The organism is Bacillus sp. 5mfcol3.1, from assembly GCF_900114335.1.
GTDB classification, from domain to species: domain Bacteria; phylum Bacillota; class Bacilli; order Bacillales; family Bacillaceae_G; genus Bacillus_A; species Bacillus_A thuringiensis_S.
The window spans coordinates 1,546,956-1,559,192 of record NZ_FOST01000001.1 but is presented as its reverse complement, the minus strand read 5'-3'; the positions used below and the strand labels follow the sequence as shown (position 1 = coordinate 1,559,192).

The following is a 12,237-nucleotide window of genomic DNA, read 5'->3' as shown; positions in this document are numbered from 1 at the left end:
ATGTACTGTATTATTTTCGAAAATAATACAGTACATGAAATTTCATATTAAATACATATTCATTTATTTATTGATTTGTTTATTCAGTTTATATTTAACTATTCAAAAGCAGTTACAATTCTCTCTTTCATTTTCTGTAATACTTCACTGCTCAATACTTTTTGACCAGCAGGAAGTTTTAATATGGCAGCGGCACCTTTACTAAGGTATATTTCTTGATCATTATTTTGATTTACTACCAATATTCCTTGTCCTTCAAATTCGAAATAACTAATATCTTTTGTTTCATTTGTATTATTCTTTATTGCTGTATATAATCCATATAAATCTTTACTTCTATTTTCTCCGCCCGTTCGAATCGGTTCAATATCATTCGCAACAATTAGTCCTTCTGGCTGCTCACCCTTCATAATAAACCACAACTTTTCATTTGTTGGTAATAGTAAATGCTTAAATTCAGAGCTATTTAAAATTTGCTGTGCTGGAATTGTTTCATAGATTGGTAACGAAAATGGAGATGTTATTATTTTTTCAAAGCTTAAATTTTCAGAAGAACTTCCCTTACTATATTGATAATCTTTTAATGCGATCGATTGTACCGATTCACTTTTATTTTTTGATGCATAACTAATTTTACTAGCGAAAATAATAACGGTCATTAAACACATGCACGGTATCACAAGCTTAAGTAGTTTTCCCATTTATGAACCCCCGCTTTTAATATTATTAGTTTGCATGGATATTATAAACAGTTTCACTCCACCAAAAATTATTATTGTTATGGAACGTACTGAAATTATGATTATAATGATCACCATACCAAGGGTCCATATACGTTATATAATCTGTTCCATTTGTCCCTTTATAAAATCCATCAAGTACTACAAAGTGTCCGATGTTAGCTCCATTTTGCCACATAATGAGTGCAATCATCGGCTGATTACTATTAATTTGACTTTTGAACCAATCATACGATTTTGCTCCAGAACTTATAGCTGAGCTAACACCATATCCCGATAATCCATATTGTATTTCACGTGAAGTTGCAGGATTATTATATGATCCACCCTTAACATACCTAACGTACTGATCTTGTGAAGGAGTTTTCCCAAAATAATTTAAAACTGAAACCGAAGTGCCTGCCCAACACCAATTTGATCTTTCTTGTAATATGTTAGGTACAGATAATTTACGATCTATTGATGTATTTGGAGGATTTCCATTAATATACGCTGACGTTACATATACTTTTTTTCCATCTTTAAAATAATAAAACCAACGATTATCTAAATTTCCTGTCCAGTAATCTTTAACCGCTTCACCATACTCCCATCCTTTAAAAGATACTTTTGTATTTCCGGGAATCACATCTACAATATTTGCATTCAAACTTTTTGCCTCTCTAACATTTACATTCAATGGAGCTGTTGTTCCTGTAAATTCAACTTCCTCTGCTATTATTTTCTGAACACCAATAAAACTAAATGTGAAGAACAATAAAAACATACAAACAATAAAATGCTTTCTTCCCTTCATTTCTCCACCCCTTCATCAGTACTAAAAAACATCAACAATTCATCCTTATTAATTGTTCAAGCTTAATATTACATACTAACGAAAAATGACTTCTCATAAAGTGAAACTTTGATCAGTAGTGGTTTTATTCATCCCCCACTGATTGTTAGTTAAACCAATCGGGCTGCTCTGCAAATAGCGGGATAAATTCCAATACAAAAAAGGAGCCTATAAATTTTTATAGGCTCCTTTTTATTTCGTCGTTATTACTTAGCTAATTCTTTTGTACCCTTCATTACATCAATGAAGAATCCCCAGTTATTCACTACAGAAGAGATACTGATATGTTCATCTGGAGTGTGGACGTTAAAAATGTCTGGTCCGAATGAAATTGCATCTAATTCAGGCATTTTTTGAACGAATGCGCTACACTCAATCCCCGCATGCACAGCGAAGATTTCAATTTCTTTATTGTATTTTTCTTGATGCACTTTTTCAAATAAATTACGAATTTGTGAGTTTGGATTGTATGGCCATTCTGGATACTCTGACTCTATTTCAAATGTAGCACCAACTAATTCAGCAATATATTTGATTTCTTCTGCAACATGTTGTTTTAAACTACTTACAGAACTTCGCACTTCGTTACGTAATTTAATTTCATCTTGCAACGTTTCAATAACGCCTAAATTTGTTGAGCTTTCTACAAGACCTTTAATATCCATGCTCATACTTTGAATGCCATTTGGAATTAAGAATAATGATGAAATAAGCTGCTTTTGTGTCTCTTTAGCGAATACTTTTTCAACTTTTTCATCCAATTTTGTCAGTGTAACATGAACATCTGGATCAACAGCACGCATTTCTTCTTGTAATACACGTGTCCATGATTCTAGTTTTTCTTCTACTTGTCCTACATCTTCTGTACGAATTAAAATTGTAGCTACACTTTCACGCGGAATTGCATTCGTTTTTAATCCGCCGTGAACTTCACTTATGTTAAACTCCGTATGTGCTGATAAATCACGTAATACTCGTCCTAATACTTTGTTCGCATTACCGCGTTGTTTATCAATTTCCATACCAGAATGTCCGCCTTTTAGACCACCAACATATAGACGGTATGCATCCATATTCGCTGGCGTTTCATCCCAAATTACGGGAATTGTTTCAACAGCTTTCGCACCACCTGCACTACTTACAAGTAATTTATGATCTTCTTCAGAATCAATATTTATAAATATCTTTCCTTCAAAATGATTTGGATCAATAGCAAAAGCCCCGCCCATTGTCGTTTCTTCTTCAGTAGTGATAACGACTTCAAGTGCTGGATGCGTAATTTCTTTTGAATCTAATAAAGCTAATGCATACGCAACTGCAATACCATTATCAGCACCTAAAGTTGTTTGATTTGCATATAACATATCCCCAATGATTCTTAATTCAATTGGATCTTTTTCAAAATCATGTACTGTTGCTTGATTTTTTTCGCAAACCATATCCATATGACCTTGAATAATAATAGCTGGTACATTTTCATAACCAGCTGTTGCTTCTTTTTTAATAATGACATTTAATGCTTCATCTTGAATGACTTCTAAGTTACGCTCTTTTGCAAAGCCCACTAAATAATCACTAATTTCCTTTTCATTACCTGATCCTCTAGGAATCTTTGAAATTTCTGCAAAATGATAAAATACAGGGTGCTTTGTTAATTGTTCTAAAGTAGAATACATTTTTCAAGCTCCTTTCAAAATGAAAAAATAGTATGTAAGTCTTTTATCATTATACCATGATTCATTATTTTACCTTTCTTTTAACTTTTATTGTTCATTTTATGTAAAACACTCTTACAACATTGTAAGGGCATTGTAATCTATATCGATTTTTCTCATTTAATAATAGCCGTATACTTTTTAAAGAAACACATTAAAGGAGATAAAGAAAATGAAAAAGTTTTTAGCAATTATTACACTATGTTTATTATTTTCTAGTTTTACTATTGGCTGTGAGAGAGCGTCACTAAATAGAATTGGCAAAGATGTATATTACATGCAGATAAAAGGCGAAGGAACTATCGAAAAGGTAGATGGTAGAAACTTACGAAACTATACGCTGCCCGCATATGATGAAGATGGCGTCAAAAAACAAATTACATTTAGAAGTACAAAAAAAGAAAACAATCATAAATTAAATGCAGACGCGTTTTTACGCCTTTATGTAGATCAAGATGATAATAATAAAAATGAAATATCATCAATTGAAGTAAAGTCCTATGAAGAGATTCAGAAAGCAGATTTGCCTGAAAAAATAAGAGAAAAGTTTACTATTAAATAAAAAAACAAAAGAAAATGCTCTATGCATTTTCTTTTTTTCTTTTCACCTGTATATATTTTGAACTACTATTATTCATCAGTTTCTCTAACCGATTTATATTCTCCGTTAATGCACCTTTCACAAGAGAGAAATCTGTATTGGATTCTTCTTTTTTTTCTTTAAAAAACGAAGACTTTTGTACATTGACTTCAGCCATCTCTTCTCCCCCTTTTCAAAAAGATACAACCTTTTATTTATATTATATAGCAAATGTAGAAAGAGTGTACACTTATGATTTTCTTTTTAATTCTTCTAATTCTTCTACTTGCTGCAACGTATCCCCTTTTATTAAAGAGAAATCTGTTGTATCTTCAACTCCTATCTCACATTATCTCTTTTTTATTTTTGTTAATTATTATAAAATTAACAACATTAATCTACTACTACTTAATAATATTTGATATTATTAAGTAGTAAATTAATGGAATTATCATCTAATATATTTTTGGTTAAAATAATTTTTCATACAAGGAGGTTAACCATATTGAATATTATCGTGACTCCAGAATTATTAGAATGTTCAGCCGAAAAATTCAAAAGTGCTCAAGAACAAGCACAAGTACAATTTACCAACCTTCGAAAAGATATCTCATATCTTGAATCAATTTGGTATGGTTCTACCAAAGAAAAGTTTTATTATGATTTTCAACAATCTATCCAAGTAATGAATAAATATATTCATTACCTTCAGCAGATTGAAACTCAACTAAAAAGGGCAGCCGAAAAATTCAGAAAAGTAGATGATGAAACAGGAGCTGAGTTATCCACAAATAATGGGAGTTTACTCGATTCTCTCAAAAAGGGATTGATGACCGCATTATCTCCCACCGTTAAATTAGGTATAATGGCAGGTGTATTAAATGTTATTCCAAACAAAAAAAGAAATGATTTAGTAGATATCGTCACTCGTAAATGGGTTAATGGTAAGGCGGGAGAATTATGGAATAAATTAATTCCCTTGAAAGACTTTTCAACATTAGAAAAAACCGCTGCATCATTAGGAAAATTAGATAAATCTCTTCCTAAAAATAGTATTAAAGAATCTAATATTTCTAAGCATATTATAAAAAATATGAAACCCTTTGGTATAGCTTCCATTACCCTTACTACATTAGGTGAAGTAAATTCATTAACATCAGCCATACAAAGTGATTTTAAAAAATATGATGGCTCTCAAGCTGGTGTTAATATTGCTATGGATACAGTTTATTCTACAGGAAAGGTAGTTGGAAATTTAGCTTCAACTTATGCAGGTGGAGTAGCGGGTGCTGAAGCGGGTGCATTAGCTGGCTCATTCATTTTCCCTCCAGTTGGTACAGCTGTTGGTGCAATTGCAGGTGGCATTATTGGTTCTACTGTTGGTGGCACCGCATTCAATGAATTGGCAGATAAATTTGTACCTCGTCAAAAGTTTAAAGAGAGTATTTCAAGTTTTACAGATAGCTTCACTAATTTTTTAAAATAAATTAAAAATCAATTGAAGAAATGAGGTAAAAAAAGTCTCTAATTAGACTTTTTATGAGCTATGAATAAAAAACAAATTGTTTCCATAGAGGAATTAGCATTTCTAATGAACTCTATAGAAAATCAACCTTATGCAAAAGAATTACTAAGTCTTATCTATGATGAACTAGAGAAAGCAGATGTCGAAAAAATATTATTAACTGCAGCGCATTCCCTATTTGCTAGAGGATTATTAAACTTTAATCAACAAACTAAAGAAATGCAATTACAACCGGGTATAAAGAAATTATTCAGCACTATGTGTAATCCGCACCTTTCATTATTACTTCAAAAATTCGATTTTACAAACGAAACAACGATTACTGCTAACATTTATATTGATAACACTTCAAACGTTACATATCAGAGTTTAGATGGTATTATACATGAAATCGAAGAGATTTCAGACGATAGATTATTTTTAGAATCTAAAAATTTATTACAGCTAGGATTTCAAGAAGAGGAAAAAGAAAGTAACATTGTAGGAACTCTCCCAAACCACATCGTACAAAATATCGAAAAGTTATTCCCATTGTCTATTCAAGAAGGGAACACAATGTTAATCGAGAATGGATTTAATTCCTTATATGCTGAAAATTTTATAAGGGATTTAAAAACAACGCAGTCGATTTACACTATTATGCGTCTAGATACAACAGAAAAGAATGAGGTTATTTCTGACAATGGATTCTTTGTTATTGAATCACCAAACACTCAATGGCTATTAACTCAAAATATAATAAATGATTCCTTTGATATAACCTATTTAACCAAAAATCTTTTCGAAAATGAAATAGCAAAACTAATAAAACATTAATCCTCTAAGACGGGAGTATATTTATATTGAATAAACATCAGAATTCTAACAAAAAAAAGGAAGGTCTTTTCGAAAATAGGATATTACCTATCATCACTGTTCTTTCAGGTGTAATTCTACTAGTGTACAAAGGGTTAGAATTTATTTCAAAGTATATACTACTTTTAATCTTATTTGCCCTAATTATTGCTTCTTTATACTTATTGTTTATGCGAGAAATAGTTGGTGCTGCTATTGGATTTATTTTTGCAGCTCTTGGATATTATATGTATAAAATTATTTTTAAACAAAAAAAGAAATAGCGGATAAACAAATCATAAAGATGTAATTTAAAAGAGAATGCTTTTACGCATTCTCTTTTAAATTACCCTCTTTTATATACTTATATGGGATCGCCTCTATAAGTTTTTCTAATCCATTTACATTTTGAGTTAATGCACCTTTCACAAGAGAGAAATCTGTATTGGATTCTTCTTTTTTTTCTTTAAAAAACGAAGACTTTTGTACATTGACTTCAGCCATCTCTTCTCCCCCTTTTCAAAAAGATACAACCTTTTATTTATATTATATAGCAAATGTAGAAAGAGTGTACACTTATAATTTTCTTTTTAATTCTTCTTCTAATTCTTCTACTTGCTGCAACGTATCCCCTTTTATTAAAGAGAAATCTGTTGTATCTTCGTTACCTTCTTTAAAAAAATCATTGTCATAATCTTTTACCACTACAATCACCTCTACATGCTAGTGTAGGAATGATTGTCCAATTTTATTCAACTTTGTCGGATTTTGTTTTTAATTTATGTATAGAAGAAAAGGACAGAAAAAGATTCTGTCCTTATTTACTAAAATAACTATGATGTATTGTTAAATTATATACATTTTCAAAATCCCGATCTTGCAGGTTATTTTTCTTTCCATCAATAACAATGAAAACGTCACTTACTATTTTTGCTGGTATAATCCCGACATTTTCTACTTGCACCGCTTTCTGCTCATTCAATTGCTCGATATGTTCTAACGGAACGATAATACTAAATTGCGAGCGAATACCACGAAAGTTTGTATTTAACTCTTTCGCGGCTTCAAAAACAACAATTTTCGCGCCAATCTTTTCCCCATATGAATCTAAAAATGCATTTAAGCTCTTTGTATATTCCTCTTCCGTATGCCATTCCATCGTACCGAATACTGATGGATTAACATTTTGAATAATTGTCGTGTATATTTCTCCTCTCGCTTTAGATGCAATTAATGATCGTTTTATTGATTGAACTGTCTTGCCAATATCACTAAATTTCGCACCCCATATTTCTGAAATATTAGGTGTTAAAATGAACGCAATATCAACAAAAATAACCATCGCAGTAAACATCAAAAGATTTTTCCAGAGGGTTAAATCGATTCCTTTTATCATGAAATACACAGTGACAGATATGATAAACAAACCATACCAAGTCTTTCTAATACGTTGCTTTTTCTCCTCGTACAACTCCTCATTTTTCCAAAAAAAGAAAACAAGGACTACAAAGACAATCGCTAAAACAAATAAGCCAATTCGAATGTTAGAGATCATTAATCACATCACCCTCCATTCAAAAACTACTCACGATATCATTACATGCGCAAGTTGCTCTCTTTATGACAAAAGACGTGGACAAGCTTCTAAAATTAGCTACATCGCATATATATTAGAAGGTACCACGTCTTTTATCCTGCTATTTGTGGGCAATAAGACCCCCACTGATTAAAGTTTTACTTTACCATGAGTCTATATTGTATATGTAGACAAGCATTCATTTCAAATTTTCGTATTAAAAAGAAATATGTTTCGGAATTTCCCCTTCAGGTACTTCTCCATCCATACTTAAATAATAATGACGAATCGGACGTAAGTTTTCGTCTAATTCATAAACAAGCGGAATGCTAGTGGGAATATTTAATGAAACTACACCATCACTTGAAAGGTTGTCTAAATATTTTACTAGCGAGCGAATTGTGTTACCGTGTGATGAAATAATTACTTTATTACCACTTTTTAATGTCGGCGCAATTTCTGAATGCCAATAAGTAAGTACTCTCTTCTCCGTATCCTCTAAACATTCAGTTAATGGAAATTCACCTTTTTTGAGTGTTTTATATCTTGGATCATTCGCTTCATATCGAGGATCGTCTTCAGTAAGAGCCGGTGGTCTTACATCAACACTTCTTCTCCAAATATGAACTTGCTCCTCACCATATTTTTGTGCAGTTTCATCTTTATTCAGCCCTTGCAATGTACCATAATGTCTTTCATTTAGCTTCCAAGATTTATGTATTGGGACCCAAGTAAGATCCATCTCATGAAGTACAATCCATAACGTCCGAATTGCGCGTTTTAATACAGATGTATAAGCCACATCAAAAGTATATCCGTTTTTCTTTAATATTGCTCCTGCTTCTCTCGCTTCACTTAATCCATTCTCTGATAGATCAACATCTGTCCATCCAGTAAAGCGATTTTCAAGATTCCATAAGCTTTGTCCGTGACGAATAAGTACAAGTTTTATCATTATAATTCCCCTTTCGGAAATGTGAATTTTATTGTTCCATTGCGTACACGTATAAAGTATCTAGTAATGTATCTTTTTATCCATTCACTCTATGACCAAATCATAGTTGCCAAATGTATGGATAAAATTTGTTCTTTTTCAAACGATAAAAACAGAAGTTTTTTCATTATTTTTGATCGACTGGTAGTTCACGTTTCGTTATCCAAGCATCAAAACCTGATCGGCTATTTGCCATTTCATTCATAACTTGGTGCCAATTGTCCTCACATGATTCACCAAATTTTGAAAAAATAGCACCCATTTGTTGTCTTTGTACATCACTCAGTTTTTTCTCTAAATCTGTACCTTTTTCTGTTAAAGATAACTGTTTCACACGTCGATCATGCATAGCTTCATTACTCTCAATTAAGCCCTTTTCCACAAGTTGACGTAGCGGTCCGTGGAGAGCTTGTTTACTTATTTCTAATAGTGATAATAACTCATTTACACTTATCCCTGGAAAACGTGCGATAAAAAATAAAATTCGATGATGTACTCGTTGAATGCCATATTCTTTTATAATTTCATCTGGCTTTTCAGTAAATGTTTTATATGCAAAATAAAATAATGCTAATGCCTCATTCATCTGTTCTTCTTTATGTTGTGTCATCTACTTTCCCCCTGTATGTAAATTATACCACAATCTAGTAATGAATATTTTAATCAACGCATTAGAACTTATTTAGTCTATTGAAACATTCATTGCATAATTAGGAGATGATTCATTTGAAAAAACAATATACTGTAAGTACATATTTATTGGATAGACTACATGAATTAGGAATTGAACATATATTTGGGGTTCCTGGTGATTATAATCTTGCCTTTTTAGATGATGTGGTAGCACATGAAAATTTAAAGTGGATTGGCAATTGTAACGAATTAAATGCTGCATATGCAGCAGATGGGTACGCTCGCATAAAAGGAATCGCTGCTCTTATTACTACTTTCGGAGTTGGAGAATTAAGCGCTATTAACGGTATTGCTGGCTCATATGCGGAAAACGTGCCAGTTATAAAAATCACGGGTACGCCACCAACAAAAGTAATGGAAAATGGAGCAATCGTCCATCATACGTTAGGAGATGGAAAGTTCGATCACTTTTCCAATATGTATCGAGAAATCACTGTGGCACAAACAAATGTAAAACCTGAGCATGCTGCTGAGGAAATTGACCGTGTTTTACGCGCAAGTTGGAATGAAAAACGCCCGGTTCATATTAATTTGCCGATTGATGTATATAATAAACCAATTAATAAACCTACAGAACCAATTTTATATAAACCGATTTTAAGTAATAAAGAAGCGTTGGATAAAATGCTACTACATGCCACTTCAATAATAAATAACGCCAAAAAACCTGTAATTTTAGCTGATTTTGAAGTAGATCGATTTCACGCTAAAGAAAATTTACATCAATTTGTAGAAAAAACTGGGTTTCCCATCGCGACGTTAAGTATGGGAAAAGGAATATTCCCAGAAAAACACCCTCAATTTATAGGGATTTATACTGGTGATGTAAGTTCTCCGTACTTGAGAAAAAGAATTGATGAATCTGATTGTATTATTAGTATTGGTGTGAAGTTAACTGATACTATTACAGGCGGCTTCACACAAGGTTTTACAAAAGAACAAGTTATAGAAATCCATCCCTACACTGTGAAAATTATAGATAAAAAATACGGTCCAGTTGTAATGCAGGATGTTTTACAACATTTAAGTGATTCAATTGCGCATCGTAATAAAGATACTCTTGAAATTAAGCCATTTATTTCAGCACCATCACCTTTTACTGAAGAGTTCAATCCAAAAGCACAAATGGTCACACAAAAGCGTTTTTGGCAGCAAATGTACCATTTCTTACAAGAAAACGACATCTTAATTGTAGAACAAGGAACACCTTTCTTTGGTAGTGCTGCTATCCCTCTACCTAAAAACACTGCATATGTAGGACAACCGTTATGGGGATCTATCGGATATACATTGCCCGCTCTACTTGGTACACAGCTCGCCAATTTAGCACGGCGCAACATTTTAATTATTGGTGATGGTTCTTTCCAAGTAACTGCCCAAGAGTTATCAACTATACTACGTCAAAATTTAAAACCGATTATATTTTTAATCAATAACAACGGATACACTGTTGAACGTGCCATTCACGGCCAAAACCAACCTTATAATGATATACAAATGTGGAATTACAATAAACTATCAATGGTATTTGGGTCAGAAGAAAAAAGTCTAACATTTAAAGTAGAAAATGAAGCAGAATTAGCAGAAGTCTTAACAAATATAACTTTTAATAAGAATCAACTTATCTTTATTGAAGTTATAATGAGCCAAAGCGATCAACCTGAATTGTTAGCTAAACTCGGGAAAAGATTTGGTCAGCAAAATTCTTAATATAAAAGCATAACCTAATTATACAATTGGTAGTGTAAAACTTGTTTTGAGAATAGTTTCGACACTCAAAATACATAAGGAAAAGGATGGAAAGCACCATCCTTTTCTATTTTAAGAGCATTCTTCGACTAACGCCCCGTATGACAAGCAAAAATTCTTAATCCATCTTTAACTTTATAGCTTTTGTCGCAATAAATGTTTTAATATGCTTATCTAATATCCTTGTCCCACCAAAATCATCCTCATAGAAACCTGTTATAGCAAAACCAGCTTCAATTTGGCCTTGAATTTGGTCTTCTAAAGTATGCGCATATTCTATTGTTTGATTTGAATCGATGTAATCTTGAACTTCATCCTCTGGTAAATAATCCAATGTTGATGAAGGAATTGAATGTTTAACATCAAGAATACCTTTTTGTTCTTGGTTATCATCAAAGATCCATAGTAACGGATTTGTAAATCCAGCAATAAGAATACCTTTATTCTTTAAAACCCTAGAAACTTCATTCCATACAAGATGAACATCTTTTACAAACAAATTAGAAACAGGATTTATAACAATATCAAAATATTCATCCTCAAAATCACCAAGGTCTGACATATCTCCTTGTACGGTTTTTAAAGTCAAACCATCCCGTTTTGCTACCTTTTCATCTTGTTCCAATTGCTTCTTAGATATATCAGTAACTGTTACATCTGCTCCAGCAGCAGCTAGAACTGGTGCTTGTTGTCCGCCACCTGATGCTAAGCAAAGTATCTTTAATCTATCTAATGACTTTGGAAACCACTCTCTAGGAACTGATTTTTCCGTAGTGACTGTAATCTCCCATTCACCTGATTTGCTTTTCTCAATAACCTCGCTACTTACAGGCTGCGTGTATCTAGAACCTTCTTCAACCTTCTTATCCCATGCATTACTGTTTTGTTGTGTAGTATCCATTGCGATTAGTCCTCCTAGCGATCTAGTTGTATTCAATGTGTAAGCTTAATGCTTTCCTTTTTCTATTAACCTGCCTAATAGTTCATACATAGTTG

General features: G+C 32.4%; 15 protein-coding genes. 5 read left to right on the top strand and 10 right to left on the bottom strand.

Features of this window, described 5'->3' with window-relative positions; translation table 11 throughout:
* Positions 1-98 precede the first annotated feature (98 nt).
* The 3 genes from BM089_RS08150 to pepD all read right to left on the bottom strand — a co-directional run bounded on the left by BM089_RS08150 (position 99) and on the right by pepD (position 3,251).
* Positions 99-701, bottom strand: coding sequence for a hypothetical protein (locus BM089_RS08150; RefSeq protein ID WP_090976591.1), 603 nt, complete (start codon positions 699-701; stop codon positions 99-101).
* A 25-nt stretch (positions 702-726) separates the two neighbouring features.
* Positions 727-1,536 carry a C39 family peptidase gene (locus BM089_RS08145; RefSeq protein ID WP_053564490.1) on the bottom strand — a complete coding sequence of 270 codons (810 nt, stop codon included), beginning with the start codon at positions 1,534-1,536 and terminating at the stop codon, positions 727-729.
* 245 nt (positions 1,537-1,781) lie between these two features.
* Positions 1,782-3,251, bottom strand: a complete 1,470-nt coding sequence (pepD, locus tag BM089_RS08140) for a beta-Ala-His dipeptidase (RefSeq protein WP_000287547.1) — start codon at positions 3,249-3,251, stop codon at positions 1,782-1,784.
* A 211-nt stretch (positions 3,252-3,462) separates the two neighbouring features.
* Between pepD and BM089_RS08135 the strand changes: the two genes are divergently transcribed.
* On the top strand, positions 3,463-3,852 hold the full coding sequence (locus tag BM089_RS08135) for a YxeA family protein (protein WP_000713869.1): 390 nt from the start codon (positions 3,463-3,465) through the stop codon (positions 3,850-3,852).
* 19 nt (positions 3,853-3,871) lie between these two features.
* Here BM089_RS08135 and spoIISB (BM089_RS08130) read toward each other — a convergent pair whose 3' ends face one another.
* Positions 3,872-4,048, bottom strand: coding sequence for a stage II sporulation protein SB (gene spoIISB / locus BM089_RS08130; protein ID WP_088024060.1), 177 nt, complete (start codon positions 4,046-4,048; stop codon positions 3,872-3,874).
* Between the two features lie 327 nt (positions 4,049-4,375).
* Here spoIISB (BM089_RS08130) and BM089_RS08120 point away from each other — a divergent pair, with 327 nt between their 5' ends.
* Genes BM089_RS08120 through BM089_RS08110 form a run of 3 tightly spaced genes read left to right on the top strand, consistent with a single transcriptional unit; the run spans position 4,376 to position 6,513 of the window.
* The gene (locus tag BM089_RS08120; RefSeq protein WP_090976589.1) at positions 4,376-5,356 is read left to right on the top strand and encodes a WXG100 family type VII secretion target; all 981 of its coding nucleotides are present in this window, start codon (positions 4,376-4,378) and stop codon (positions 5,354-5,356) included.
* 60 nt (positions 5,357-5,416) lie between these two features.
* On the top strand, positions 5,417-6,211 hold the full coding sequence (locus BM089_RS31020; RefSeq protein WP_175495678.1) for a hypothetical protein: 795 nt from the start codon (positions 5,417-5,419) through the stop codon (positions 6,209-6,211).
* Between the two features lie 26 nt (positions 6,212-6,237).
* A complete protein-coding gene (locus BM089_RS08110) occupies positions 6,238-6,513 on the top strand; it encodes a hypothetical protein (RefSeq protein ID WP_090976587.1) in 276 nt (91 codons plus the stop codon).
* Positions 6,514-6,556: 43 nt separating this feature from the next.
* On the opposite strand, the gene spoIISB (BM089_RS31015) is transcribed toward BM089_RS08110, so the two are convergent.
* The 5 genes from spoIISB (BM089_RS31015) to BM089_RS08080 all read right to left on the bottom strand — a co-directional run bounded on the left by spoIISB (BM089_RS31015) (position 6,557) and on the right by BM089_RS08080 (position 9,409).
* Complete coding sequence (gene spoIISB, locus BM089_RS31015; RefSeq protein ID WP_090976585.1) at positions 6,557-6,733, bottom strand: stage II sporulation protein SB; 177 nt, start codon at positions 6,731-6,733, stop codon at positions 6,557-6,559.
* Between the two features lie 72 nt (positions 6,734-6,805).
* Positions 6,806-6,934, bottom strand: coding sequence for a D-alanyl-D-alanine carboxypeptidase (locus BM089_RS08100; protein WP_139213230.1), 129 nt, complete (start codon positions 6,932-6,934; stop codon positions 6,806-6,808).
* 112 nt (positions 6,935-7,046) lie between these two features.
* Positions 7,047-7,784, bottom strand: a complete 738-nt coding sequence (locus tag BM089_RS08095) for a type II toxin-antitoxin system SpoIISA family toxin (RefSeq protein WP_053564491.1) — start codon at positions 7,782-7,784, stop codon at positions 7,047-7,049.
* A gap of 238 nt (positions 7,785-8,022) precedes the next feature.
* Entirely contained in the window at positions 8,023-8,760 is a 738-nt protein-coding gene (gene gpmA, locus BM089_RS08085; protein WP_090976580.1) for a 2,3-diphosphoglycerate-dependent phosphoglycerate mutase, read from the bottom strand.
* Positions 8,761-8,926: 166 nt separating this feature from the next.
* Positions 8,927-9,409, bottom strand: coding sequence for a MarR family winged helix-turn-helix transcriptional regulator (locus BM089_RS08080; protein WP_000191889.1), 483 nt, complete (start codon positions 9,407-9,409; stop codon positions 8,927-8,929).
* A gap of 107 nt (positions 9,410-9,516) precedes the next feature.
* Between BM089_RS08080 and BM089_RS08075 the strand changes: the two genes are divergently transcribed.
* Positions 9,517-11,202 carry an alpha-keto acid decarboxylase family protein gene (locus tag BM089_RS08075; protein ID WP_090976578.1) on the top strand — a complete coding sequence of 562 codons (1,686 nt, stop codon included), beginning with the start codon at positions 9,517-9,519 and terminating at the stop codon, positions 11,200-11,202.
* Between the two features lie 157 nt (positions 11,203-11,359).
* Here the strand turns inward: BM089_RS08075 and BM089_RS08070 are convergent, their stop codons facing one another.
* Positions 11,360-12,142 carry a class I SAM-dependent methyltransferase gene (locus tag BM089_RS08070; RefSeq protein ID WP_090976576.1) on the bottom strand — a complete coding sequence of 261 codons (783 nt, stop codon included), beginning with the start codon at positions 12,140-12,142 and terminating at the stop codon, positions 11,360-11,362.
* Positions 12,143-12,237 lie beyond the last annotated feature (95 nt).